General features: G+C 63.4%; 21 protein-coding genes. 11 read left to right on the top strand and 10 right to left on the bottom strand.

Features of this window, described 5'->3' with window-relative positions:
• Nucleotides 1-120 precede the first annotated feature (120 nt).
• The 7 genes from QRN42_RS14415 to purU form a co-directional block, all read right to left on the bottom strand.
• Nucleotides 121-933: an IclR family transcriptional regulator gene (locus tag QRN42_RS14415; RefSeq protein ID WP_284979841.1), complete on the bottom strand. Its 813-nt coding sequence runs from the start codon at nucleotides 931-933 to the stop codon at nucleotides 121-123.
• Nucleotides 934-1,192: 259 nt separating this feature from the next.
• On the bottom strand, nucleotides 1,193-2,410 hold the full coding sequence (gene fdhA, locus QRN42_RS14410; RefSeq protein WP_284979840.1) for a formaldehyde dehydrogenase, glutathione-independent: 1,218 nt from the start codon (nucleotides 2,408-2,410) through the stop codon (nucleotides 1,193-1,195).
• 54 nt (nucleotides 2,411-2,464) lie between these two features.
• Complete coding sequence (locus QRN42_RS14405) at nucleotides 2,465-4,807, bottom strand: FdhF/YdeP family oxidoreductase (protein ID WP_284979839.1); 2,343 nt, start codon at nucleotides 4,805-4,807, stop codon at nucleotides 2,465-2,467.
• 13 nt (nucleotides 4,808-4,820) lie between these two features.
• On the bottom strand, nucleotides 4,821-5,720 hold the full coding sequence (locus QRN42_RS14400) for a bifunctional 5,10-methylenetetrahydrofolate dehydrogenase/5,10-methenyltetrahydrofolate cyclohydrolase (RefSeq protein ID WP_284979838.1): 900 nt from the start codon (nucleotides 5,718-5,720) through the stop codon (nucleotides 4,821-4,823).
• Nucleotides 5,717-6,343, bottom strand: coding sequence for a cyclodeaminase/cyclohydrolase family protein (locus QRN42_RS14395; RefSeq protein WP_284979837.1), 627 nt, complete (start codon nucleotides 6,341-6,343; stop codon nucleotides 5,717-5,719). The genes QRN42_RS14400 and QRN42_RS14395 overlap by 4 nt, the downstream gene beginning before the upstream one ends.
• A 170-nt stretch (nucleotides 6,344-6,513) precedes the next feature.
• The gene (locus QRN42_RS14390) at nucleotides 6,514-9,006 is read right to left on the bottom strand and encodes a GcvT family protein (protein ID WP_284979836.1); all 2,493 of its coding nucleotides are present in this window, start codon (nucleotides 9,004-9,006) and stop codon (nucleotides 6,514-6,516) included.
• A gap of 49 nt (nucleotides 9,007-9,055) precedes the next feature.
• A complete protein-coding gene (gene purU / locus QRN42_RS14385; RefSeq protein ID WP_284979835.1) occupies nucleotides 9,056-9,988 on the bottom strand; it encodes a formyltetrahydrofolate deformylase in 933 nt (310 codons plus the stop codon).
• A gap of 120 nt (nucleotides 9,989-10,108) precedes the next feature.
• Between purU and QRN42_RS14380 the strand changes: the two genes are divergently transcribed.
• The gene (locus tag QRN42_RS14380; protein WP_284979834.1) at nucleotides 10,109-10,789 is read left to right on the top strand and encodes a GntR family transcriptional regulator; all 681 of its coding nucleotides are present in this window, start codon (nucleotides 10,109-10,111) and stop codon (nucleotides 10,787-10,789) included.
• A gap of 167 nt (nucleotides 10,790-10,956) precedes the next feature.
• Complete coding sequence (pdxS, locus tag QRN42_RS14375) at nucleotides 10,957-11,871, top strand: pyridoxal 5'-phosphate synthase lyase subunit PdxS (RefSeq protein WP_284979833.1); 915 nt, start codon at nucleotides 10,957-10,959, stop codon at nucleotides 11,869-11,871.
• A 58-nt stretch (nucleotides 11,872-11,929) separates the two neighbouring features.
• Here pdxS and QRN42_RS14370 read toward each other — a convergent pair whose 3' ends face one another.
• Nucleotides 11,930-12,862, bottom strand: coding sequence for a LysR family transcriptional regulator (locus QRN42_RS14370; RefSeq protein WP_284979832.1), 933 nt, complete (start codon nucleotides 12,860-12,862; stop codon nucleotides 11,930-11,932).
• A 157-nt stretch (nucleotides 12,863-13,019) separates the two neighbouring features.
• On the opposite strand from QRN42_RS14370, the gene QRN42_RS14365 reads away from it, so the two are divergent.
• Both QRN42_RS14365 and QRN42_RS14360 read left to right on the top strand, forming a co-directional pair.
• Complete coding sequence (locus QRN42_RS14365; protein ID WP_284976663.1) at nucleotides 13,020-14,324, top strand: aromatic ring-hydroxylating oxygenase subunit alpha; 1,305 nt, start codon at nucleotides 13,020-13,022, stop codon at nucleotides 14,322-14,324.
• A complete protein-coding gene (locus QRN42_RS14360; protein WP_284979831.1) occupies nucleotides 14,321-15,736 on the top strand; it encodes a ferredoxin reductase in 1,416 nt (471 codons plus the stop codon). The genes QRN42_RS14365 and QRN42_RS14360 overlap by 4 nt, the downstream gene beginning before the upstream one ends.
• 13 nt (nucleotides 15,737-15,749) lie before the next feature.
• Here the strand turns inward: QRN42_RS14360 and QRN42_RS14355 are convergent, their stop codons facing one another.
• Nucleotides 15,750-16,490, bottom strand: a complete 741-nt coding sequence (locus QRN42_RS14355) for a GAF and ANTAR domain-containing protein (RefSeq protein ID WP_284979830.1) — start codon at nucleotides 16,488-16,490, stop codon at nucleotides 15,750-15,752.
• Nucleotides 16,491-16,674: 184 nt separating this feature from the next.
• On the opposite strand from QRN42_RS14355, the gene QRN42_RS14350 reads away from it, so the two are divergent.
• Nucleotides 16,675-17,451, top strand: a complete 777-nt coding sequence (locus QRN42_RS14350) for a sigma-70 family RNA polymerase sigma factor (protein WP_284976666.1) — start codon at nucleotides 16,675-16,677, stop codon at nucleotides 17,449-17,451.
• A 42-nt stretch (nucleotides 17,452-17,493) separates the two neighbouring features.
• On the opposite strand, the gene QRN42_RS14345 is transcribed toward QRN42_RS14350, so the two are convergent.
• Entirely contained in the window at nucleotides 17,494-18,444 is a 951-nt protein-coding gene (locus QRN42_RS14345) for a glycosyltransferase family 9 protein (protein ID WP_284979829.1), read from the bottom strand.
• 86 nt (nucleotides 18,445-18,530) lie between these two features.
• On the opposite strand from QRN42_RS14345, the gene QRN42_RS14340 reads away from it, so the two are divergent.
• The 6 genes from QRN42_RS14340 to QRN42_RS14315 are packed head-to-tail and all read left to right on the top strand — an operon-like array spanning nucleotide 18,531 to nucleotide 24,612.
• Nucleotides 18,531-19,100 (top strand): D-glycero-alpha-D-manno-heptose-1,7-bisphosphate 7-phosphatase, encoded by a 570-nt coding sequence (locus QRN42_RS14340; protein WP_284979828.1) that lies wholly within the window; start codon nucleotides 18,531-18,533, stop codon nucleotides 19,098-19,100.
• Nucleotides 19,097-20,200, top strand: a complete 1,104-nt coding sequence (locus QRN42_RS14335) for a glycosyltransferase family 9 protein (RefSeq protein WP_284979827.1) — start codon at nucleotides 19,097-19,099, stop codon at nucleotides 20,198-20,200. The genes QRN42_RS14340 and QRN42_RS14335 overlap by 4 nt, the downstream gene beginning before the upstream one ends.
• Nucleotides 20,197-21,234, top strand: a complete 1,038-nt coding sequence (locus tag QRN42_RS14330) for a glycosyltransferase (protein ID WP_284979826.1) — start codon at nucleotides 20,197-20,199, stop codon at nucleotides 21,232-21,234. Before QRN42_RS14335 ends, QRN42_RS14330 begins: the two co-directional genes overlap by 4 nt.
• Nucleotides 21,231-22,511 (top strand): glycosyltransferase, encoded by a 1,281-nt coding sequence (locus QRN42_RS14325; protein WP_284979825.1) that lies wholly within the window; start codon nucleotides 21,231-21,233, stop codon nucleotides 22,509-22,511. The genes QRN42_RS14330 and QRN42_RS14325 overlap by 4 nt, the downstream gene beginning before the upstream one ends.
• A complete protein-coding gene (locus tag QRN42_RS14320) occupies nucleotides 22,508-23,173 on the top strand; it encodes a D-sedoheptulose-7-phosphate isomerase (protein ID WP_284979824.1) in 666 nt (221 codons plus the stop codon). The genes QRN42_RS14325 and QRN42_RS14320 overlap by 4 nt, the downstream gene beginning before the upstream one ends.
• Entirely contained in the window at nucleotides 23,170-24,612 is a 1,443-nt protein-coding gene (locus QRN42_RS14315) for a PfkB family carbohydrate kinase (RefSeq protein WP_284979823.1), read from the top strand. Before QRN42_RS14320 ends, QRN42_RS14315 begins: the two co-directional genes overlap by 4 nt.
• Nucleotides 24,613-24,617: the final 5 nt, after the last annotated feature.

Raw genomic sequence — 24,617 nt, 5'->3', positions numbered from 1 at the left:
CACAGCCGCTGTTCCGCAGTGATCAACGCACTGCACTCTATGCAACAGAGTGCGCTGGACCACATTGGATTGTCAAGGTTTTCTTGCTCGTTACGTGACGGCAGTTGCTACCTGGGGCCGCTACCTGGGGCGGTAGCCCATCTTGGCGCTAATGGTCAGCCCGGCCTCCCGGAGGCCGTCTATGAGCCCCGGATGGTCTTCAGGCACGAAGCGAAAGGCTGGACCGGAAATGCTTATTGCCGCGATAACCGTCCCGGCGTGGTTGAAGATGGGAGCTGCGACGGCCGTGAGACCAATTTCAAACTCGCCATGAACTATCGCAAAACCGTTCTTGGCAACCTCCAGCAACTCCTTTTCCAGTTCCCCCCGATTGGTTACGGTACGGGGTGTCCGGGCAGGCAGACCCACAGCTTTGAAGACCTGGCTTCTTTCATCGGTCGTCAAGGCAGCCAGCAGCACCTTGCCGCTGGAGGTGGCATGCAGGGGGGTTAAACTGCCCACCCAGTCGTACGTGGCAAGGGTGGAGGGTCCCATGGCCTGGTCCACGTTCACGGCGTAGTTGGACCGCAGCACAGCAAGGTTGACAGTCTCTTTGTACTCGGCCGCCAGGGCTTCCAAGACGGCCCGCGCCTCGTGAACCACACTGAGCCGGCCGGGGATGGACGATGCCAAGCGCAGGATTCCGAAGCCCAGTTGGTACTTGCCTCTTTCGCTGTTCTGCCGGACCAGATCCCGGTTTACCAGGGAGCCAACCAGTCTTGACGCAGTGGACTTGTGCACGCCCATTTCCTCGGCGATCTCACTGACGCCGGCGTCGCCCTCCCGGGCCAGGATTTCCAGGATTTGGAGGGCGCGGTCCACTGACTGGACGCCACCACCGTGGGCGTCGGCGTCGGCGTCGTTGTCGATGTCCGGGTTGTTGCGTGCGGCCATGATGCCTCGTGTCGTTGTCCTGGTGGGCACCCGGCTAAAAGCGACGCCCACCTGCTCCCTCGTCTTTTCCTCATCCTAGACCGAGTTCTCCACGGACCCTTTCACACTTGACCACCGGCTCAATAAGTTGTCACAACGGCAAACGAAGGGGCATGATGCCCCACTTCATTGGTGTGGTGGAGCTGGGAAGTGCGGATACCGGCCCGACAGGGCCTTCCCGTCGTGCTTGCCGTGCCGGCCCGGTATCCGCTGTTGCGCGCTAAGCCTTGACGTAACCGTTGGGGTTCAGCACGAACTTTGTTGCCGCTCCGGCGTCGAACTCTGCGTAGCCCCGAGGAGCGTCTTCGAGCGGGATGGCCTTGGCATTGACGGCCTTGGCGATCTGGACCTTGTCATGGAGGATCGCCATCATCAGCTGGCGGTTGTACTTCATGACGGGGCATTGTCCGGTGGTAAACGACAGCGACTTCGCCCACCCCGTACCCAGCGAGAGGGAGAGGGAGCCATGCTTGGCGGCCTCGTCGATTCCGCCCGGGTCGCCCGTGACGTACAGGCCGGGGATGCCCAAGGAGCCGCCGGCGGCGGTGATGTCCATGAGGGAGTTCAGCACGGTGGCCGGCGCTTCGTGGGAGGCATCCTTGCCGTGTCCGCGTGCTTCAAAGCCCACAGCATCAACGCCGCAGTCCACTTCAGGCACTCCAAGGAGTTGTTCGATCTGGTCTTTGGGATCGCCCTTGGACACGTTGACGGTCTCGCAACCAAAGGAGCGGGCTTGGGCCAGGCGGTCTTCGTTCATGTCGCCAACAATCACGACGGCGGCACCCAGCAGTTGGGCGCCGACGGCAGCGGCGATGCCAACGGGTCCGGCCCCTGCAACGTACACGGTGGACCCCACGCCGACTCCGGCCGTGACTGCGCCGTGGAAGCCGGTCGGGAAGATGTCAGAGAGCATGGTCAGGTCCATGATTTTTTCCAAGGCCTGGTCCCGGTCCGGGAAGCGCAGCAGGTTCCAGTCCGCGTAGGGGACCAGGACGTACTCGGCTTGTCCGCCCACCCAGCCTCCCATGTCCACGTAGCCGTAAGCGCTGCCTGGACGGTCCGGGTTGACGTTGAGGCAGATTCCGGTTTTTTGCTCTTTGCAGTTCCGGCAGCGGCCACAGGAGATATTGAACGGAACGGAGACGATGTCTCCCACCTTGATGAATTCGACGTCGGGCCCTACCTCGATCACTTCCCCTGTGATTTCGTGGCCGAGCACCAGGTCCTTGGGTGCGGTAGTGCGTCCCCGGACCATGTGCTGGTCCGAACCACAGATGTTGGTGGTTACAGTGCGCAAGATGGCGCCGTGGGGCACCTTCCTGCCGACGTTGGCCGGGTTGACTCCGGGCCCGTCCTTAAGCTCAAACGTGGGGTATTCGGTATCGATGATTTCGACGACACCGGGTTCCTTGTAGGCGACTGCTCTGTTTCCTGACATGACACTCCTTAGGGTGTTTGGTGGTGCGGACATGAGGGTGGATAACGTTGGGCTTTAGGCAGCGTCCTTGCGGTTGAGGGTCGCAGGTTCGAGCCGGACGATGACGGACTTGGATGTCGGGGTCCCACTGGTGTCGGCAACCGAGTCCAGGGGTACCAGGACGTTGGTTTCCGGGTAGTACGCAGCTGCGCAGCCCTTGGGTGTGGAGTATGTGACGATCCGGAAGTCTTCTGCCCTGCGCTCGGTTCCCTGGAATTCGGAGATGAGATGGACCATGTCGCCGTCAGCGAAACCCAGCTCCGAAACGTCGTCGGCATTGATAAGGACTACCCGGCGTCCACCGTGGATCCCGCGGTACCTGTCGTCCTTGCCGTAGATGGTGGTGTTGTACTGGTCGTGGGAGCGCAGGGTTTGCAGTACTAACCGGTCCGACGGGACCTTGATGTATTCCAACTGATTTCCCGTGAAGTGGGCTTTTCCCGAGGCAGTATCGAACTTCCGCGCATCGCGTGGCGGGTGGGGAAGTACGAAGCCGCCGGGGTGCTGAATGCGTTCTTCGAAGTTCTCGAAGCCGTCAAACACTGCTTCGATGTGTTTGCGGATCAGGGAATAGTCGTCCCGCATGGACAGCCACGCCGCCTTGGGGGCGTTGGGCAGTCGTACGCGGCCATCTGTGAAGATCCTGTGGGCGAGATTGCACACGATAGCCACTTCCGAGTGCAGGTGTTCGCTTGCGGGTTTGAGGCGTCCCCGGGACGCGTGCACTGCACTCATGGAGTCCTCCACAGTGACGCGTTGGTCGCCTGTCACCTGGGTGTCTTTCTCGGTGCGGCCCAAAGTAGGCAGAATCAGTGCGCGCTGCCCCGTTGCCAGGTGCGAGTGGTTCAGCTTGGTGGAGATCTGGACGCTCAGCCGCGTGTTCGCCAGAGCTTGTTCCGTCACCTCAGAGTCGGGGGCAGCGCGAACGAAGTTTCCACCCATCCCCATGAAGAACCGGACCTTGCCGTCCCGCATGGCCCGGATCGCCGCGACAGTGTCATAGCCGTGGTCCCGGGGAGAGAGGAATTCGAACTCGTGATCCAACCGGTCATGGAACTTCTCCGGCATTTTCTCGAAGATGCCCATAGTGCGGTCACCTTGGACATTGGAATGCCCCCGTACCGGGCAAACACCAGCGCCTGGCTTGCCGATGTTCCCTTGCAGAAGCAGGACGTTGACTACGTCGCGAAGGGTAGGGACAGAGTGCTTATGCTGGGTCAATCCCATGGCCCAGCACACAATGGTGGAGCTGGATGCGAGCAGCCGTTCACCGGTCGCGTGGATCTGCTCCAGGGACAGGCCTGTGGCTTCCACGATCTGGTCCCACTGAACTTCTTCCAGGTACTGAAGGTAGTCCTGGATGCCTACGGTGTGGTTATTGATGAAGTCGTGGTCCAGGACGCTCTGGAGCCCTGGTGTCTTACGTCCGGAGGATTCAGCTTCAAGCAGGTACTTGCCCAGACCCTGGAAGAGGGCTTGGTCGCCGCCCGCACGGATTTGCAGGAAATCGTCCGTCAAGCGGGTGCCCGTAACCATGCCGCCCAGGTGCTGTGGGTTTTCAAAATGGAGGAGGCCCGCCTCTGGCAAAGGATTCACGGACACAATGACTGCGCCGTTTTTCTTGGCTTTCTCCAAGGCGCTGAGCATGCGGGGGTGGTTGGTACCCGGATTTTGGCCGGCAACGAAAATCAGGGACGCTGTTTCCAAGTCCGTGAGGCTCACCGAGCCTTTGCCGATGCCGATGGTTTCCACCAGAGCGGACCCCGAGGATTCGTGGCACATGTTGGAGCAGTCAGGAAGGTTGTTGGTTCCGAGCCCCCGCACCAGAAGTTGGTAGACGAACGCTGCCTCGTTGGAGGTGCGCCCGGAGGTGTAGAAGACGGCCTGGTCGGGATGGTCCATGGCCCGGAGTTCCTCAGCCATCAGGTCATACGCTTGGTCCCACCCGATGGGTTCGTAGTGGGTTGCACCCTCATCGAGGAACATCGGGTGGGTCAGCCTGCCTTGCTGGCCCAGCCAGTAATCATCGCGCGTCTTCAGCTCCGCCACCGAGTGCTGGGCGAAAAATGCGGGTGTGACCCGGCGGCGGGTAGCTTCCTCGGCAACGGCTTTGGCGCCATTCTCACAAAACTCCGCGGCGTTGCGCTTTTCATGTTCAGGCCAGGCGCAGCCCATACAGTCGAATCCATCGAGCTGGTTCACCGCCAACAGAGTCTGGACGCTGCGTACCGGCCCCATTTGTTCCAAGGAGATCTTCAGGGCGTTGGCGACCGCCGGGATGCCCACAGCCTTGGTCTTGGGTTTGGTGACCGTCAGTTGCGACTCGTCAATGTTGTTGCGGGGGGCTTTGGAAGCCATATGGTGCATCCCTTCAGTTCCGGACAGAAGAAGCCGCCATCAGCGGTATGCGTGCTTGCAGTCCTGCGGCCTCGGCGGTGTGCAGCAGCAGCAAGGCTGTAGTGACGGAGCCGACGCCCCCGGGAACCGGCGACAGGGCAGCGGCTACGCCCATTACGCTGGCTTCATCCACGTCCCCCACAAGGGAACCATCCGCCAGGACGTTTGTGCCGACGTCGACCACTACTGAACCGGGCGAGACATGGGAACCTGTCAAAAGTCCGGTCCGCCCCGCGGCGACGACCACGACGTCGGCAGCCCGCGTATAGCGCGCCAGGTCGCCCGACTTGGAATGGCAGATGGTCACAGTGGCGTCCTTTTCAAGGAGCAGCAAGGACAGCGGCTTGCCCACTACGGCTGAACGCCCGACGACGGCCACGTTCTTACCCGCGACCGGGACCTCGTAGTGGTCCAGCAGTTCAACAACGGCTCGCGCCGTAGCGGGAGCGAAGGCAGGCTGGCCCACAGCCAAGCGGCCCAGGCTGAGCGGATTGGCGCCGTCGATGTCCTTCTCGGGAGCTATAAGGCCAACCAAGTCCTCGGCCCGGACGGCGCCCGGCAGGGGAGTCTGCAGGATGATGCCACTGACGGAAGGCTCTACGCTGAGATCCCGCAAAACGCTTACCAGCGACTCTTGGGTGGCTTCCTGCCCGAGATCGAGGATTCGGCAATCAATCCCAACACGTTCTGCCGCACGTTCGATGGAGCGGACGTACCAGTGCGTTGACTGATCCGAGGTTGCCACCACGACGGCGAGCACAGGGCGCACGCTGTCCGCTCCGAGTGCCCGGATCCTGTCCCGGGCCTGTTCCTGGACGAGTCCTGCCAGTCCCTTGCCGGAGAGCACCCTGGCCTGCGGGCGTGTGGTGTTCACGCGAGGATCCTTTCGCGGACCCTCGCGGCCAGCGAATCGGCAGCCAGGACCACTTTGTCCTCAAGGCCGTTGGTTTGTTCAGCCAGGCGCGAGCGGGCGTCGCCATCCTTGATGGCCACGAGGTTGATATCGATGTTGACCCGTGCGGTGGTGGTCGCAGCCCGGGCGGCGTCTGCTGCTGCCGCGACATCGCTGATGACGTTGGGGTTGGCCACGTCAAAGAGCTCAGTGGCAAGTTCCACCACCTCACCGGCGAGTTGGATCAGCTGCGCAGGTGTCCGGGCTGCGTTGACGAGGGCGCCTTGGATCCCCGCAGCACGGGCCGCTTTGAGTTCCTCGGTTCCTGACGGGAGTTTGTACGAATCAATGACACCCTGAAAGGCTTGCTCGTCAGCATCGGCAAGGCGCAGCGCTTCGGTGATCAAATGATCGGCTGTGCCGGTGATGCGCGTGATGAGCTCCTCGTGCTGGGCATACTTTTCGCCCGTGGTGTATCTGGCCACCATGGCCACCAGCGCTGCGCCTTGGGCAGCGTGAAGTGCTGCTGCGGCGCCACCTCCAGGGGTGGGTTGTCGGGAAGCGAGCCGGGCAAGGTAATCGTTGAGGGTTTCTGAACTGATCATGTGACTTCCTGGACTGGCAAAGAAAGGCTGGACTGGCAAAGAAAGGCTGGACTGGCAAAGAAAGGCTGGACTGGCAAAGAAGGGCTGGGCTGGAAATGCGTTAGGCAGCGGCCCGGATCCGGTTGCGAGGAGATGGGTCCGGGCCGCTGGCCTAACCGAGGGCGCCGTGCTTAGCCGCGGAGCCTGCTCATGGTGGGGTCGTACAGGGGATCTTCAGTAACGGTGGCCTGGATACGCCGCCCGAAGTACTCAATTTCCACGGAATCACCCAGGGAAACAGCGGCGGGCAGGTATGCGTAGGCGATCGGTTTCTTGACCGTGTAACCGTAAGCGGCGCTGGTGACGTAACCAACGGCTTGGTCCTTGTAGAAGACCGGTTCCTTGCCGAGCACCAAGCTCCTGCCGTCGTCGACCGTCAAGCAGCGCAAGCGGCGCGCCGAGCTTTCCTCGCTCCGCCCTTCAAGGGCTGCCTTGCCGACGAAGTTTTCCTTCGCCATCTTCACGGCGAATCCCAGACCAGCTTCGAACGGGTCGTGCTCGGTGGTCATATCAGTGCCCCAGGAGCGGTATCCCTTTTCCAGCCGCAGCGAGCTGAAGGCGGCCCGTCCGGCGGCGATCACTCCGAACGGCTGGCCGGCCTTCCACAGTGCATCCCAGAGACGCTGTCCGTTGTCTGCGCTGGTGTACAGCTCCCAGCCGAGTTCGCCCACGTAGGACAGGCGCATGGCCGTCACGGTGACGCCACCGATGGTGACCTTCTTGGATCGGAAATACTTCAGCCCGTCATTGGTGAAATCATCACTGCTGGCATTGCCCATAAGATCGCGGGCCAGCGGGCCCCACAGGCCAATGCAGCACGTACCGCCGGTTGTGTCGCGAACCTGGACCCAATCACTGGCTGTTCCGTTTTCAGTCTGGTGCCGGGCCGCCCGCTCGAAGTACGCGGTGTCAATGTTGCCGTTGGCGCCCAGCTGGAACGTATCTTCGCTCAAGCGGGCCACAGTGATGTCACTTCGGATTCCTCCGGAGTGGTCCAACAGCAGGGTGTAAGTGACGGCTCCGGGCTTCTTGGCCAGGTCTCCGGTGGTCAGTTCCTGCAGCAACTTCAAGGCGCCCGGACCCGAGACCTCAAGGCGCTTCAGCGGAGTCATGTCGTACATCGCCACCGCCGTGCGGGTCTTCCAGGCTTCGGCCGCCGCGATGGGAGAGCTGAACATCCCGGACCAGGCGTCGCGGGCCGGAGGCTGCCATTCGTCGGGCATCTCCTTGAGGAGTTCAGCGTTGGCCTCGAACCAGTACGGACGCTCCCAGCCGGCGCCCTCGAGGAAGTAGCCGCCCAGCTGCTTGTGCCGGGCATGGAAAGGACTGACGCGGAGGTTGCGCGGGGAGAGCTTGGGCTGGAGCGGGTGCATCACATCGTAGATTTCCACGAAGTTCTGCTGGGACGTTTCGCTCACGTACTCGGGCGTCAGCTGGACCTCTTCAAAGCGGTGGATATCGCAATCGCCAAGATCGATGCTGGACTTTCCGGTGGTCAGCAGTTCGGCGACGGCCCGTGCAATGCCGGCGGAGTGAGTCACCCACACGGCCTCGGCCACAAAGAAGCCATCCAGTTCCTTGGACTCACCGACCAGGGAGCCGCCGTCCGGGGTGAAGGAGAAGATGCCGTTGAAGCCATCCTCGATATCACTCTCGCGGAGGGCCGGCAGCAACTGCTTGGTGGCTTCCCAAGCCGGGAGGAAGTCTTCCAGCGTGAAGTCCAAGCGGGAGGGCATGTTGTGTTCGCTGATGCTGCTGGGCTCGTAGCTCCCAAGTTCATCCAGGTCCACCGGCATGGGGCGGTGGGCGTAGGAGCCAATGCCGTAGCGCTCGCCGTGCTCGCGGTAGTAGAGGTCCTGGTCCTGGTGACGAAGGATGGGCAGCGAAGCGCCGTTGGGCAGTTCGTTCTTGCCCTTCTGCGCGGGCACCGGGGTGGTTTTGACGTACTGGTGCGCCAACGGGAGGAGCGGGACGGACATCCCGATCATCTCTCCGATTTTTGCGCCCCAGAAACCGGCGCAGGAAACGACGATATCCGCAGGGATGACGCCGTCGGTCGTCTGGACGCCGGTGACGCGGCGGTCCGCCTGCTCGATCCCGGTGACGGTGGTGTTGCCCAGGTACGTAACGCCCGCGGCTTCAGTGCGCTTGATCAGCAACTGGACTGCGCGTGCTGCCAAGGCCAGGCCATCGGTGGGGACGTGGAGGCCACCAAGGATGTCCTCCTCATTAATGAGGGGATAGAGCTCCTTGCATTCCTCGCGGGAGAGGATCCTGCCCTCGATGCCCCAGGAAGCTGCGTAACCCAGCTTGCGCTTCAGGTCAGCCAGGCGGGTCTCAGTGGTGGCGACCTCAAGGCCACCCACCTGGTTGAAGCAGCTCTGGCCATCTTCAGTGAGCGAAAGGAGCTTCTCCACGGTGTATTTGGCAAAGAGCGCCATGGTCTTTGAAGGGTTGGTCTGGAACACGAGGCCCGGGGCGTGGGACGTCGAGCCCCCGGGCATGTTCAACGGTCCTTGGTCCAGTACGGTGATGTTGTTCCAACCGCGGATGACCAGTTCGTCGGCGAGGTTGGTGCCAACGATCCCGGCTCCAATAATGACGATGCGGGGCGTCGATGCCATGTGGATTCTCCTGCTGAAGTTCGAGTGGGGCGTGCTGTTGGGGGTTGGATTAGCGGAACACAACGGTGCTGGTGCGGTCCAGCAATACGCGGTGTTCGCAGTGCCAGCGCACGGCGCGGGACAAGGCCAGCGCTTCTGCGTCCTGGCCGATGGTGGAAAGGGTTGCAGGACCGTAGCTGTGATCCACGCGGATGACTTCCTGCTCGATGATCGGGCCTTCGTCCAGGTCGGCCGTCACGTAGTGGGCGGTAGCACCCACCAGCTTCACGCCTCGGTTGTACGCCTGGTGGTAGGGGCGGGCCCCCTTGAAACCGGGCAGGAACGAGTGGTGGATGTTGATGGCGCGTCCCTCCAATGCGCGGCACAGGTCATCGGAGAGCACTTGCATGTAGCGGGCGAGGACCACCAAGTCCACGTTGTACTCATCCACCAGATCCAGCAATTTCTGCTCCGCCTCGGCCTTGGTGTCAGGGGTGACCGGGATGTAGACGAAAGGCAGTCCGGCAGCCTCCGCCATGGCCCTGTGGGTTTCGTGGTTGGAGGCGACTACTACGAGGTCTCCGCCAAGGCTTCCTCCGCGCCACCGGAAAATGAGGTCGTTGAGGCAATGACCAAACTTGGACACCATGACCAGTACGCGCTTTTTGGTCTGGTCATGGAATTCGAATTTCATCTCGAAGCGATCAGCAATGGAGCTGAATTCCTCTTCGAGCCGTTCGGCGGTGTAGTCCGGAGAGCCGGAGAACGCGGTGCGCAGGTGCAGTGTCTGGCGGATGCCGTCGTCGAACTGCTGGTGCTCGTCAATGTTGAAACCGCGGTCAAACAGGAAGGTAGTAACCGCCTGAACGATTCCGGCGCGCTCGACACACGACAAGGTGAGGACGAACTTCTGGGACTGTGCGCCAAGGTTGCTTTGCTCTTCATTGAGCTCTGCTGGCTGCGACGGGGTAAGGATTGGTGAGTCTGTCGCCACTAGGGTCATGGCTCCTCCTTTAGATATATTCCTGAGTCCTGTACTGATATATTAGGATTGGGATTCAGCGTATACTGGTCACCGGGAGAGGTCAATAGATCTTCGGGACCTGCGGAAAGGGTCGGCACCATGGCACTCGAAACTCTGGCAATCGCGGACGGCACCAGCAGGAAATCGCTGGCTGATACGGCTTACGAGCGCCTCCGTGACCGGCTCTTGATGCTGGAGATCAAACCGGGCGACCTCCTCAATGACGACCAGCTGGCCAAGGACCTGGGGATCGGCCGCACCCCTGTGCGGGAGGCCCTGAAGCGGCTCGAGCTGGACCGCTTGGTGGTGGCCTACCCGCGCCGTGGCACCTTTGCCACGAGGGTCGAGGTGACGGACCTGGCCTATATCTCGGAGATACGGACTCAGTTGGAGCCACTGGCGGCCGGGCGTGCGGCCCGTTTGGCTTCACCGGCAACCAAGGAACATCTGAAGGACATCATGCGGGCCGTAGAGGCCTTTGATGTTGCCGGCGCCTCGGTGGTGGAGACTCTCCGCCTGGACGCACGCGTCCACCAAGGGATCTACGCGGCGGCCGGCAATCCGCATCTCGAGGACGTCCTGATCCGCTATGACAACCTGGCCACCCGCATATGGTGCATGGTTCTGGATCGCCTTCCTGACTTGGAGCACCACGTCCGTGAGCACGTGGACCTTCTCCGGGCGGTTCTCGACGGCGATGAAGAGAAAGCAACTGCATTGGCCCGGGACCACGTCACCGGCTTTGAGCACGCGGTGCGTCAGGCGCTGTTCGCGGCCTGAGTTTCGAGGCGCTTGCGACGCGCTGTTGACTCCCTGCCCCGACGCTTGCATACTGGATACTCCAACTAATATATCACCCGGATATCAGCCGTTACTCCTCGACGCAGGGAACAGATTCCGGGCGGGCTTGTGATGCAATCGCAGGCTTCAGTCCTTTGGAGTACCACGTGACCGCAAGACTTCACACTTTTGAACACATAGCACTCACGGGCTCCAGCCGTGTGAAGCGCGGTATGGCGGAGATGCTCAAGGGCGGCGTCATCATGGACGTCGTTAACGTCGAGCAGGCCCGTATCGCTGAGGACGCCGGTGCTGTGGCGGTCATGGCGCTTGAGCGCGTCCCTGCCGATATCCGTGCCCAGGGCGGCGTGTCCCGCATGTCCGATCCGGACATGATCGATGCGATCATCGCTGCTGTGTCCATTCCGGTCATGGCGAAGGCCCGCATTGGTCACTTCGTCGAAGCGCAGGTTTTGCAGTCCCTCGGCGTCGATTACATCGACGAGTCCGAGGTCCTGACCCCGGCTGACTACGTGAACCACATCGACAAGTGGAACTTCACCGTTCCTTTCGTCTGTGGTGCCACGAACCTTGGTGAGGCGTTGCGCCGCATCAACGAGGGTGCGGCGATGATCCGTTCCAAGGGTGAGGCCGGGACCGGGGATGTTTCCAACGCGACCGGGCACATGCGGAAGATCCGGGCGGAGATCGCGAAGCTTTCCTCCCTTCCCGAGGACGAGCTGTACGTTGCGGCCAAGGAACTTCAGGCCCCGTACGAGCTGGTGAAGGAAATCGCTGCCACGGGTAAGCTCCCGGTGGTTTTGTTCACCGCCGGTGGGATCGCGACCCCGGCTGATGCTGCGATGATGATGCAGCTCGGCGCTGATGGTGTGTTTGTTGGTTCGGGCATCTTCAAGTCCGGGAACCCGGCAGAGCGCGCCGCCGCCGTCGTCAAGGCCACCACGTTCTACGACGACCCCGATGTCATTGCCAAGGTCTCCCGCGGCCTGGGCGAAGCGATGGTCGGCATCAACGTCGACGAGATCCCCCAGCCCCACCGCCTCGCAGAGCGCGGCTGGTAACAGGGCTCGGGGGAGAGCCCAACCGGCAACGACGGCTACCCGGCCACGGGAGGGCACGTCAGAGATCGTCTTTAGGCCGATCGTTGAGGATTCGAGCGGCACTGACCTGCAGGATGCCGAGCGACTCCTGGATCAGGGGCGATGTGATGCTCCCTCGCCGCACGGCGGCCACGATGCGCCGGGCGGGCTTCCCTTTCCCGGCAATGTGCAGCCGGACCACGTTTTCGGCGTTGTGCAACGGCGCCAGGCGTGGCAGCAGGCCCACGCCAAGTCCCGCGCCTACGAACGCGATCTGGGTTTCCCATTCAACGGCCTCATGGGCTATCCGTGGTGTCACTCCAACGGCCGTGAAGGCTGCGGTGAAAAGGGAGTGGTAGGTGGAACCCGCGGCCTCGGTAATCCAGGGCTCCGTGGCCAGCTCTTCCAGCGTCACCGTTTTCCGGGACGCCAAGGGATGGCTTGCAGGAAGAATCACGTCCAGTGGATCGTCAAGCAGAACGGTCTGCTCAAAACGTGGGTCATCCTCGCCGTAGCTGTCCGATTGCATCGCGACGATGACCGCCAGGTCGATTCGCTCGGCGACCAATAAATCGAAGCAGCGTGCCGGATTGGCCTCGAGTACCTGCACTTGCAGCAGGGGGTGTGTTGAGCGCAACGAGGCTGCCAGCGGAGCGAGCAATTGCGCCGCAGCCGTCGAGAATCCGCCAAGTCCAAAGCGGGACTGCACCTGGTCGCCGGCTTCCATGGCCGCTGCGCGCAGGCTCTCCCACTCGGAAATGAGGGTGTCCGAACCCTCCACGAGGAAGCGGCCGGTGGCGGTCAACCGCACACCCCGGCCGTCCTTGGTCAGGAGTTGCATTCCCAGTACACGTTGGAGCTCACGCAACTGCGCGGAAACAGCGGAAGGGGAATATCCTGTCAGCTCGGCTGTGGCACCAACCGTGCCACAGCGGGCAAAAACCCGGAGCGTAATCAGACGTGGATCAATCATGCACCTATTGTGCATGGATATCTCCTGAATGTTGCGCTTTTGTTGCAGGTCGATCGACTCTAATCTCGTGATTACGCGGATTTCGACAACGCAGGGTGGACCCCCGGCCCGTTGTCCCCACGAATCGCATACTTACCCAGCCCCCGGGAGGAACCACATGTCTGCTCCAGCGAACTTACCCCTCAACACACGCGGAAAACTCGCGTCATCTTTGCCCGCAGAGCAGCTGGCCGAGATCAGCGAGTTGTTCGACTTTCGGCGCGCGGGATATTCCCTCGACGCCCCGTTCTACACGGACCCGACGATTTTCGGCGTCGACATGCAAGCCATTTTTGGCCAGCACTGGATCTTTGCCGCCAGCATCGCGGAACTGCCCGAACCGGGCGACTATGTGACGGTCGACTATGGGCCTTACTCCTTGATCGTGCTGCGCAATGACGACGGCGGCGTGAACGTACTGCACAACGTCTGCCGGCACCGCGGTGCCCGGGTGCTGACCGAACCCGCAGGTTCCACGGGAAACCTCGTATGTGGGTACCACTCCTGGACGTATAACCCGAACGGTGATCTGATCCATGCCTCTGCGCCGGGAGAGGCGAAGTTCGACAAAGGATGCTTTGGCCTCAAGCGCGCGCACAGCCGTGTGTTCGCCGGACTGATCTTTGTCTGCATCGCCGACGAACCGCCAGCTGATTTCGATGAAACCGGAAAAATCTTCGAGCCCTACCTCGCGCCGCACGATCTGTCCAAGACGAAAGTTGCCTACCAGCAGAACATCGTCGAGGAAGGTAACTGGAAGCTCGTCATGGAGAACAACCGTGAGTGCTACCACTGCGACGGGCACCCGGAACTCGCATGCTCACTCTTCCCCACTTGGGGCCTAACGGAAGGCCTGATCCCAGCACACCTCGAGGAGGTGTGGGACCGCAACAAGGAAGCCCAGTCCTCACTCGAGGAACGCTGCCGCCGCTATGGCCTTCCCTATGAGGTGGTCGAGGAGCTCGACACACGCGTAGCGGGAATCCGCATCTCACGGGAATCGCTCGACGGAGAAGGCGAATCGTTCTCGACCGATGGGCGCAGGCTCTCCAAGAAGCTGCTGGGCGACCTGCGCGACTTCCGCCTGGGCCGCTGCTCAATGCACCTGCAGCCGAACAGCTGGTTCCACTTCCTCGGGGACCACGTGATTACTTTCGGCGTTTTCCCCATCAACGAACACCAGACACTCGTACGCACCACATGGCTGGTGGCTGACGACGCCGAGGAAGGCGTCGATTACGACCTGGAAAAGCTCACCTACACCTGGAAGCAAACAAATCTCCAGGACAAGGCGTTCGTGGAGTTGTGCCAGAAGGGCGCTGGAAGCCCTGCGTACGAACCGGGTCCATACATGAAGAGCGAATACCAGGTGGAGGCATTCATCAACTGGTACGTACAGCGCGTGCAGGAGCACTTGGCATGATCGAAATCCGCACTGAGGCTGCCATCCAAGAACCACGGCGCATTCGCGGTCTTGAGATGCCTTGGAACCGGGTCATGGGCAGCACCGAGGCGCCTGCCCGGGCGGCCCGCGCCCTCGGACCTTGGCATCCGCAGGAGTTCATGGCCGAATGTGTCGAGATCGTTCCGGAGGTGGGCGGGATGATGACTTTCGTGTTCCGTCGCACTGACGGTGCACCGTTGGCCTTCCGTGCGGGGCAGTACGTTAACGTCGCCTTCCCAGTGAACGGCGAGGACCGGGATCCGGTGGACCGCAGCTATTCGCTCTCCAGTTCGCCCACGAAGCCGTGGACCTTCGACATCACCGTCAAGCGCGACCCTAGCGGAGTGGTCTCGCCGTGGGTCCACGAGAACGTCAAACCTGGTACGGTCCTGGAGATGCTCGGCCCAGTCGGGGCATTCCACCTGCCCGACGCCGACCGGCGGGCACGGTACCTCTTGCTGGCCGCCGGAGCGGGGATCACCCCCATCATGTCCATGGTGCGGACCATCCACTCGCTGCCGGGGCAGGCCGACGTCGTGGTTCTCTACCACGGGGCCGCTGCCGGCGGCTTCGCCTTCCACCGGGAGCTGGCCTACATCGCCTCCGTGGACTCGCGCGTGAAAGTGTTCTACTCCTTAGGTGACCGCGCCAGGCCCGATGGGTGGGAAGGGCTCAGCGGGAGGCTCACGGCCGCCATGCTTGAGGAGGTGGCGCCCGATGCCAATGGCCGCCAAGTCTATGCCTGTGGGCCCGAGGGGTACCTGAATACGGCCACCGAGCTCCTGAGGAAGGTTGGGGTGGACGACACCTCGATTTACATGGAGTTCTTCTCGGGGGATCGCCAAACTCTCCTTGAATACCAAGCAGAACTCGCGCTTGCCGTGGACATTGCGGAGGAAATTGCAGAGGAACTCGCCGATTCCGCCGAAGACTACTACGAAAGCCAACCCGCCGCGTTCGGCCTTTACGAGCCAGGCTACGACACCGAAGGCACCTTGGAAGCTACGGGGTTGCCGCTGGAATCCGTAGAGCATGATGTGCCGGGTCCGGCAACGTCCGGGGGCAACCCGGAGGAGGCGCCGAAGGCTGCTGCACCCGATGCCTCCAGCTTCGACACGGTGGGGACGGGAAGTCTCACGATGTCCTTTATGCGCACCGGCATTAATGTGCGGATCGACTCCAACGAGCACATCCTGGGGGCGGCCCAACGTGCAGGAGTCAGGATCGGCGCGAATTGCAAGGAAGGCATGTGCGGCTCCTGCAAAGTGGTCAAGCTGTCAGGGGAGGTCGACATGAACCACCAGGGCGGAATCCGGACACGGGAAATCGACGCCGGTAAATTCTTGCCGTGCTGCTCCACCGCACGGACCGACTTGGTGATTGACGCCTAGCTGGAGCCCGGGCCTATTTGAAGTACGTCTGGACCTGTCCACCGCCGGCTGACTCAACGATGGCCTGGGCTACGGCCCGCAGTTTGATGTTGCGGTTGCTGGAGGCTTTCTTGATGAGCTCCATGGCTTCCACTTGTGTGCACCTGTTCTGGGCAATGATGATGCCCGTGGCGACGTCGATGACCGTTCGCGACTCCATTGCCGCCCGCAAGTTGGCGGCCGTTTCACTGTGTTGCGCCAGCTTAATGGCCAAGCGAAGGCCATTGGAGGCTTGGTCAACGTAATCGTTGGCCCGCTGCACGGCGCCTTGGTCGAACGCATGGGGCCGGTCCGAGTACAGATTCAAGCCCGCCCTGGCGGTATCGTCCGGGAGGTTGAACGGTACGGCCAGCACGGAACGCAGACCGTGGTCGGTGATGGCCGCGTTATAGTCCGGCCAAGTGTTGTCCTTTTCGAAGTCCGGAATGTGGACTTGCGTGCCTTCGCGGCAGGCGTGCAAGCACGGACCGTCAGCGAACGCGTACTGGACTTCATCCAGTTGCCGTGCCCGTTCCCCGCTGCTGGCAACGGTGGCTGCGGTGCGTTGCCGCATCAGCGTGATGCCGCAATATATTTCCCCTGCCGAGCCGCTGAAGATGGCCGCGGAGTGCCTTGCGAGTTCTTCAAGGAACTCGGTGACGTCGTCGGTGTCCAAGAGCAGGCTTTGGATATCGGCCACCATTGATGCCGGTTCGGCGAGCTGTGGTTCTTCCATCTCGATCTCCGCTCCTGGATACGGTGCCTTTTGAGCCTCACCCCGCATCCCCGTTGAAGGTTAATAGTAAGCGTACTTCGCTTTTTACTCCCATACCCGTTGAAAGCTAATAGTAAGTGTGCTTCTCTTTTTAAAGAGTCTTGCCGTGGGCTCACCCTTTACATCCCCTAAGGATTGAAGCCCCATGCACCAAACCCGACCCTACGAGGTCCGAACAAGAACTCCCGGGCCCGCGCCCGAGGGCAGTATTCGGCAGAGCTTCCAAGACAGCTTGGTCTTGGACCACCTCAATCTGGCCAAAGCCATCGCGGCGAGGTACTCGGCCCACACCCACGACATCGACGACGTGCGGCAAGTCGCGTACATGGGCCTGATCAAAGCCTCCCGTGGCTACGACGAGTCCAAGGGTGTCAGCTTCCCGGCCTACGCCGCTCCAACCATCGCCGGGGAAGTCAAGCGCTACCTCCGGGATCACTGCTGGGTTGTCCGCCCGCCTCGGACCATCCAGGATGTGCGTCGGCAGGTGCTGGCGCGGACTGAAGAGATGACACAGACCCTGCAGCGCACCCCCTCGCCTGAGGAAGTCGCCCAGGATCTCCAGTTGGAGCCCTGTCAGGTGCGGGAAGCCCTCATGGCCGGGACCAGCAAGCGTCCGGACTCGTTGGACGCCCCGGCCTCGGAGGGCCGCGACGGACTCCAGGGCTCCCTTTCAGCTTTTGGTTGCCCAACGGACCGGCTCGAGGACGTGCTGGCCCTGCGGAACGCAATCCGCGACCTCAGTGCCGAAGACCGGCACCTGCTCTACCGCCGCTACTACCGTGAGGAAACTCAGTCCACCATCGCTGAGGCCTTGGGCATTTCACAGATGCAGGTTTCGCGGAAGCTCTCGAAGATCCTTGTCTCGCTCCAAGCCCAGTTGCTGGACGAGCAGGACCACCTCCAGAACGGAACAGCACCCTAGAACGGAATTGGGCCTTAGAACGGAATTGGGCCTTAGCCTCCGTCAGCACCCCAGCCTTGCCACGGCGTCGAGTACGTCCTTGACGCTGACGGCCAGCAGCGCGGGGTCGGGGTCCGGCGAGAAGACGTCACCGCGGCGGAGCTCGACGGCGGTCAGCACCACGTGCGGGCCGGGCGGCGGACCCCATTCCTCGGCGGGCGCCGGCCCGAAGAGGACCACCGATGGACGTTCGTAGGCCGAGGCCAGATGCGCGGCGCCTGTGTCCGCGGACACGACGAGCCGGGCTGCGGCTATGGTGGCCGCAAACTCTGCCAGGCCCTGCCGCCCGGCCAGCAGGCCGTCGTCGAGGTTTGCTCCTTTGAGCTTGGCCAAGGCGGCGGTCTCTTCGGCGCGCCCGCGCTCGGACGCGCCGCCCGTCAGCACAATCTCATGCCCGGCTGCGGCCAGCTCGACGGCGACATCCGCGAACCGCTCCACCGGCCAGAGCCTGCTGCCGTAGGCCGCGCCCACGTGGATTACCGTGGCGCCCGGGCGTGGCGATGGGACCGCCGGAGTGTTCAAACGATAGTCCAGGGGATCGGCCTCGATACCGTGCCAGTTCAGCAGCCTGGTCCAGCGTTCCCGCTCGGGGCGGCCGGTAATCCACGATGGCCCGTCGATTCCGGGGGACTCATGAGCCACCACCCGGTTCGCTTGCAATTCCTCTATCCGGAGCCGGCTTTCGGCGCCGTTTCCGTGCAGGTTGACCGCGATATCGACGGCGCCACGAGGCACCGTCAAGGGGTCGTCCAAACCCGGCGTCGGCAAATGGTGGATGCCGCCCACCAGCTCCAAGGCCTCCGCTATCCAGGCAGGGGCCGCATACAGAATCCGGTGTTCCGGGAACGCCCGGCGCAGGCCGCGCAGGGCCGGAACGGCCACTAAGAGGTCCCCAAGTTTCAAGGCCCGCAAGGCAAGCAGCAACGGTTGTTCGGTGCTTTCAACAGTGTCCATAGTGACCTCCCGGTAGGAGTCTAGCGGCACGAAACTTCTCGTGACCGCACTGTTTAGCGCCTGGAGAACTGGGGAACGTTGCGAGTATGGGAGGAACCGGAACGTTGAAGGCGGTCCTGTTTGACCGCGATGGAACGCTCGTCGTTGATGTGCCTTACAACGGCGATCCGCAACTGGCGCGGCCCATGGAAAGTGCCGGTCCTGCGCTCGACAGAGTTCGCCGTGCAGGACTTGCGACGGGAGTGGTCAGTAACCAATCGGGCGTGGCCCGTGGGCTGCTGACGCTCCACCAAGTGGACGCAGTCAATCAGCGGGTGGATCAGCTGTTGGGCCCATTCGACGTGTGGCAAGTGTGCCCGCACGGTCCCGAGGACGGTTGTGATTGCCGCAAGCCCGCGCCGGGAATGATTCTTGGCGCGTGCCGGGCTTTGGGAATCGACCCGTCCGAGGCTGCGTTCGTGGGTGATATCGGGGCGGATATGGGAGCGGCGACGGCAGCCGGAACCCGTGCCGTCCTAGTACCAACCCCCGTGACGCGGCAAGAGGAAATTGATGCTGCGGAGCTGGTGGCTGAGGACTTGGAGCAGGCGATTGAGCTCCTGCTGGGCGACACGAAAACCAAGGAAGACCAAGCACGCCAAGGCGCGCCCGTATGAGCCGCGTCCTGGTAGCCCGGCTGGACAGCATGGGCGATGTCCTCCTCTCAGGCCCGGCCCTGCGCGCGGTGGCCAACGGAAGCCGCCGCGACGGAAGCCGGCCCAACGACGTCGTCCTCCTGTGTGGTCCTGAAGGCGCAGGCGCCGCTGAGATGCTCCCGGGCGTAACGCAGGTCCACACGTGGGCCTGCCCGTGGATCGTCAACCCGGCACCTCCGGCAACGGAAGAGATGATCAACAGCCTGATCGAGTTTGTCCGCAATTCCAGGATCGAAGAAGCCGTGATCCTCACGTCATTCCATCAATCCCCTCTACCCTTGGCTCTCCTGCTGCGGCTTGCTGGCGTCAGGAAGATCACGGGGGCCTCCACGGATTACGCGGGCTCCCTGTTGGATGTCCGGCTCAAACCCGGCGAGGACTTCCCGGAAGACCAGCCTGAAGTGATCCGCGCACTGACCATTGCGGAGGCAGGCGGCTATGTGCTGCGGGACGGCGACGACGGAAAGCTGCACATCACCTCTGGCCCGGACCCGGAGCCCGAAGGAGCCACCTCACTGGCCCGCGAGCTGGCGGAGGAGGGCCCGTACATTGTGGTTCACCCCGGAGCCGCTGCACCGGCAAGGGCGTGGCCCGCGCTCCACCATGCTGCAACCGTCGAGTTGCTTCAGGCCTATGGACACAAGGTGGTGGTCACCGGTGGGCCCGGGGAAACTTCCCTGACGGCGACCGTGGCCGGTCCCTCAGCCCGGAACCTGGGCGGTGGAACGAACCTCAGGACCCTCGCAGCGGTTCTCGAGGGCGCCGCCGTCGTGGTCACCGGCAATACTGGCCCCGCCCATTTGGCGGCGGCCGTTGGCACTCCGGTGGTTTGCTTGTTCGCGCCCGTCGTCCCCGCGATCCGCTGGGCACCGTACGGGGTGCCGATGGAACTGCTCGGCGACCAGGAAGCGGCCTGCAAAAACAGCCGGGCCCGCACATGCCCGGTCCCCGGGCACCCGTGCCTGAGCTCCGTGGCTCCCGAGCAGGTTGTCGAGGCGGTCGAACGGCTCCTCGGGGGCGTCTCATCCCTGTCCACCCGGCGAAAGGTCTGGAAACCATGAGGATCCTCGTGTGGCACGTCCACGGCGGGTGGATGGAAGCTTTCGTCCGTGGCCGTCACGAATACTTGTTGCCCACACTGCCCGACGGCGGCCCCTGGGGTTTGGGGCGGGGTGGCCGTGACTGGCCCGCCAACGCGCAAGAGGTGGATCTGGACACACTTGACCCGGGAGGCGTGGACGCCGTGGTCCTGCAGCGCCCCGAGGAGATTGCGGCAGTAGCACGCGCCTTGGGGCGGCGACCCGGAATGGACCTGCCCGCCGTGTACCTGGAGCACAACACCCCCAAAGGTGATGTCCCTTTCACCCTGCACCCCCTCGCTGACCAGAGCACGATCCCCGTGGTCCACGTGACCCACTTCAACCAGCTCTTCTGGGACACCGGGTCGGCCCTGACCACGGTGATCGAACACGGCATTCCGGACCCCGGGCACCTGTACACGGGCGAGCGGGAAGAGATGGGTGTGGTGGTCAACGAGCCCGTCCGGCGTGGACGGGTCACAGGAACCGACCTCCTGCCCGGCTTCGCGGCTGTAGGTCCGTTGCGAGTGTTTGGAATGGGAACTGAAGCCTTGCCAGAGGCACTGAACCTGCAAGCGCACGGCCTCGGCGCGGAGCGGCTCCGGATCTCCGGGGATGTGTCGGCGGCGAAACTTCACGAGGAGCTCGCCCGCTGCAGGCTCTACCTCCACCCCCTGCGTTGGACTTCCTTGGGCTTGGCCCTGCTCGAAGCCATGCACTTGGGCATGCCGGTCCTGGCGCTCTCCACCACCGAAGCTGCCGGGGCGGTCCCGCACGGCGCCGGCCTGGTCTCCAACGACGTCGAGGACCTTCAACGGTTCGCGCGGCGCCTCCTGGAAGACCCCGACGATGCCTACGCCATTGGCATGGTGGCCCGCGAAGCTGCGCTGGAGCGCTACGGCTTGGGCAAGTTCCTCCGGGCCTGGGACACGCTCCTCGCTGAACTGTCCACCCACCGGCCGGGCACCCACCGGCCAGCCACCCAACGCCACGACACCGAGAGGATGCATCCATGAAAATCTCCATGGTCTCCGAACACGCCAGCCCGTTGGCGGCGTTGGGCGGCGTCGACGCCGGCGGACAGAACGTCCACGTGGCAGCACTGTCCTCCAGTTTGGCCGAGCGCGGCCACAACGTCACCGTCTACACGCGCCGTGACGATCCGGATCTTCCCGCAAAGGTGCAGGTGGGACCTGGGCTCACCGTGGTCCATGTCGACGCCGGACCTGCCCGCCGCATCCCCAAGGATGACTTGCTGCCGTTCATGGGCCAATTGGCGGACGGCATCTGCGCAGACTGGGGCGATCAGCTTCCGGACGTTGTTCACGCACACTTCTGGATGTCCGGACTGGCAGCCATCCAAGCGTCCAAACGCGCCGGAGCCCCGGATCCCGTCCCTGTGGTGCAAACATTCCACGCGCTCGGATCGGTCAAGCGCAGGCATCAAGGATCTGCCGACACCAGCCCCCCGGCACGGGCCTGGCTCGAGCCCTGGGTAGGCCGCACCGCCGACTGGGTGATCGCCACCTGCCCGGACGAAGTGTTCGAACTCAAAGTCCTCGGCATCAGCCGTTCCAAGATCTCCATCGCCCCCTGCGGCGTGGACCTTGCGTTGTTCCAAGGAACCGCCGACGCCGAACCCAGGGAACGCACACACCGGATCCTGAGCGTGGGCCGCCTGGTGCAACGCAAGGGGGTGGACCTGATTATCCAAGCACTTCCGCTCCTCGCCGAGGCGGGCTTTGACGACGTCGAACTCTTGATCGTTGGCGGCTCCGGGGACGCTTTGAACCTTGAGGAAGATCCGGAAGCCCAACGGTTGCGGTCCTTGGCCAAGGAATTGGGGGTTGAGGACAAAGTCACCATGCGCGGGCAGGTACCCAGGGATGCCATGCCGGGCATCTTCCGCAGCGCCGACGCGGTGGTATGCACGCCGTGGTATGAGCCGTTCGGCATCGTGCCGCTGGAGGCCATGGCTTGCGGAGTGCCGGTGGTTGCGGCCGCAGTGGGCGGACTCCGGGAGACCGTCGTCGACCAGAAAACAGGACTCCAGGTCCCGCCCCGGGATCCCGAGGCTATCGCTGAGGCGCTGGTAAAGCTCCTGGGCGACCCCGCCTTGCGGGCGGAGATGGGCCGCGCCGGAGCCCGTCGCGCCCGTTCCCGCTACTCCTGGGACAGGATCGCCGCGGACACCGAGAAAGCCTACCGATCCGTCCTGGCTGCCGGGCTTGCCGCCGGGCTGGCCCAGCAGGCCGATGAGGGCCTGGGACCGTTGGAAGGGAGGGCGTTGTGAGCATCAAATCAACCGTCCCGGAAACGCTGCCCGCAGGCTGGACGCCCAGCTTCAGTGCCGCCACCATCCACGACGCCGAGGTCACCCGCCATCTGGATAACGTCCTGCCCGCACTGGAATCCCTGCGCTCGCAGTCCGGACGCCTGTCTGAATGGGGGACCGAACTTGCCCATCGGCTCCTCGCCGGGCACCGCCTGCTCGCTGCCGGCAACGGTGGTTCGGCAGCAGAAGCCCAGCACCTCACGGCCGAGCTCGTTGGCAGGTTCGACGACGAGCGGGCACCGTTCTCCGCAATCTCCCTGCACGCGGAGTCGTCCGCTGTCACGGCCTTGTCCAACGACTACGGCTACGAGGAAGTCTTCGCCCGGCAGGTCCGTGCCCACGGCCGCGCCGGTGATGTCCTGGTCCTCCTGTCCACCAGTGGCCGCAGCCCCAACCTGCTCAACGCAGTCCGCACGGCCCGTGAACGCGGGATCACCACGTGGGCGCTGACCGGCAGCGGCCCGAACCCGCTCTCAGAAGCGTGCGACCAAGCCATCACCGTGGACGCTATCGCCGCCAATGCACAAGAAGGCCACCTGATCGCGGTGCACGCCGTGTGCAGAGCCTTCGACGCCGAGGTTGCCCGGCGAACCGGTCCCTACTCCGGCGGTCAGCCATGAGGATCACAGTGGTTGGCGACCTCCTGCTCGACGTCGACATCAACGGTGCCGCCACACGGCTCAGCCCCGACGCGCCGGTGCCCGTGGTGGACGTCGCCGATGTCCGGCGTCGTGCAGGCGGCGCGGGCTTGGTAGCCACCGTCCTCGCCCAGGACGGCCACGACGTCGCGCTGGTCACCGCGGTATCGGACGACGACGGCGCCAGCCACCTCAAGCGGGCGCTTGAAGGCGTGCAGGTGCTCGCCGGAGCCCCACTCGCCCCGACGCCTACTAAGACGCGGGTGCGGATCGGAACGCATCCGATGGTTCGGTTCGATGAAGGATGCTCCCCGGCGGCGGTCCCTGACAGCACGCCCGTGATGCTGGCGGCGATTGCTTCGGCAGAGGCGATTGTGGTGGCCGATTACGGCCGTGGGATCACGGCAAACGTGGAGATCCGTGCTGCCCTGGCCCAAGTGTCCGGCAAGGTGCCGGTGGTTTGGGATCCGCACCCGGCAGGGTCCGAACCCGTGCCGGGGGTCGCGGTGGTCACGCCGAATCTCTCCGAAGCCTTGGCCGTTGCGAAGGCCGGCGGCCTGGATCCGTCCTGCACCGGCGCCACGGAAGCCGGCCGCCACTTGATGCGGAAGTGGCAAAGCAATGCTGTCTTGGTGACCCGGGGCGAAGACGGGGCGGTGCTGCTCTCCGTGGGAGACCCGTCGGCCCACGCCATCACCGCACCCCAAACCAACGTCAGCGATCCCTGCGGTGCCGGTGACCGCCTGGCCGGAAGCCTGGCGGTGTACTTGGGCCTTGGACTGGCCCTCCCGGAGGCCGCAGCCCGGGCAGTGGAAGACGCATCCGGATTCCTGGCCCGGGGAGGAGCGGCAGCTTTGGGCTCTGCAGCTTTGGCATCGGCAGCTTTGGCCTCGGCAACGGTGGAAGAGGCACCCAAGCCGGGTCCCGTCGTCGAACATCAGGGCCTTGAGCTGCTCCGCGGAGGCAACCCCGACGGGCTCCGGCTCGCCGAGTCCATCCGCGCCAAGGGCGGAACGGTGGTGGCCACCGGCGGTTGTTTCGATCTCCTGCATGCCGGCCACGCCCGGACCTTGGCAGCAGCACGCGCCATGGGCGACTGCCTGGTTGTTTGCCTGAATTCCGACGACTCTGTCAGGCGGCTCAAAGGCATGCACCGGCCCATCGTGAGCGTCGAAGACAGGGCAGAGTTGTTGCTCGCGCTCGAATGCGTCGATGCCGTGGTCGTTTTCGAGGAGGACACCCCCGAGGCGTGCCTAACGGACATCCGGCCCGATATTTGGGTCAAGGGCGGCGACTATGTCCCTGATGAACTGCCGGAAGCCCGGCTTGTTGCGGGCTGGGGAGGGCGCTGCGTCACCGTGCCTTTCCATCCGGCCCGCTCCACCAGCGGCTTGGCTGCAGCACTGGCCAAAGTCAGCTGATTCCC

The sequence above is a fragment of the Arthrobacter sp. fls2-241-R2A-200 genome, from assembly GCF_030209745.1.
Taxonomy (GTDB): Bacteria; Actinomycetota; Actinomycetes; order Actinomycetales; family Micrococcaceae; genus Arthrobacter.
Note: the sequence above shows the minus strand (reverse complement) of the source record. Positions and strands in the feature narration are given on the sequence as shown.

Excerpts from the sequence above, each read along its gene's own strand:
- QRN42_RS14415 (WP_284979841.1), bottom strand. The coding sequence starts at position 933 with ATGGCCGCACGCAACAACCCGGACATCGACAACGACGCCGACGCCGAC.
- fdhA (WP_284979840.1), bottom strand. The coding sequence starts at position 2,410 with ATGTCAGGAAACAGAGCAGTCGCCTACAAGGAACCCGGTGTCGTCGAA.
- QRN42_RS14405 (WP_284979839.1), bottom strand. The coding sequence starts at position 4,807 with ATGGCTTCCAAAGCCCCCCGCAACAACATTGACGAGTCGCAACTGACG.
- QRN42_RS14395 (WP_284979837.1), bottom strand. The coding sequence starts at position 6,343 with ATGATCAGTTCAGAAACCCTCAACGATTACCTTGCCCGGCTCGCTTCC.
- QRN42_RS14390 (WP_284979836.1), bottom strand. The coding sequence starts at position 9,006 with ATGGCATCGACGCCCCGCATCGTCATTATTGGAGCCGGGATCGTTGGC.
- purU (WP_284979835.1), bottom strand. The coding sequence starts at position 9,988 with ATGACCCTAGTGGCGACAGACTCACCAATCCTTACCCCGTCGCAGCCA.
- QRN42_RS14380 (WP_284979834.1), top strand. The coding sequence starts at position 10,109 with ATGGCACTCGAAACTCTGGCAATCGCGGACGGCACCAGCAGGAAATCG.
- QRN42_RS14370 (WP_284979832.1), bottom strand. The coding sequence starts at position 12,862 with ATGATTGATCCACGTCTGATTACGCTCCGGGTTTTTGCCCGCTGTGGC.
- QRN42_RS14365 (WP_284976663.1), top strand. The coding sequence starts at position 13,020 with ATGTCTGCTCCAGCGAACTTACCCCTCAACACACGCGGAAAACTCGCG.
- QRN42_RS14360 (WP_284979831.1), top strand. The coding sequence starts at position 14,321 with ATGATCGAAATCCGCACTGAGGCTGCCATCCAAGAACCACGGCGCATT.
- QRN42_RS14355 (WP_284979830.1), bottom strand. The coding sequence starts at position 16,490 with ATGGAAGAACCACAGCTCGCCGAACCGGCATCAATGGTGGCCGATATC.
- QRN42_RS14350 (WP_284976666.1), top strand. The coding sequence starts at position 16,675 with ATGCACCAAACCCGACCCTACGAGGTCCGAACAAGAACTCCCGGGCCC.
- QRN42_RS14345 (WP_284979829.1), bottom strand. The coding sequence starts at position 18,444 with ATGGACACTGTTGAAAGCACCGAACAACCGTTGCTGCTTGCCTTGCGG.
- QRN42_RS14340 (WP_284979828.1), top strand. The coding sequence starts at position 18,531 with ATGGGAGGAACCGGAACGTTGAAGGCGGTCCTGTTTGACCGCGATGGA.
- QRN42_RS14335 (WP_284979827.1), top strand. The coding sequence starts at position 19,097 with ATGAGCCGCGTCCTGGTAGCCCGGCTGGACAGCATGGGCGATGTCCTC.
- QRN42_RS14330 (WP_284979826.1), top strand. The coding sequence starts at position 20,197 with ATGAGGATCCTCGTGTGGCACGTCCACGGCGGGTGGATGGAAGCTTTC.
- QRN42_RS14325 (WP_284979825.1), top strand. The coding sequence starts at position 21,231 with ATGAAAATCTCCATGGTCTCCGAACACGCCAGCCCGTTGGCGGCGTTG.
- QRN42_RS14315 (WP_284979823.1), top strand. The coding sequence starts at position 23,170 with ATGAGGATCACAGTGGTTGGCGACCTCCTGCTCGACGTCGACATCAAC.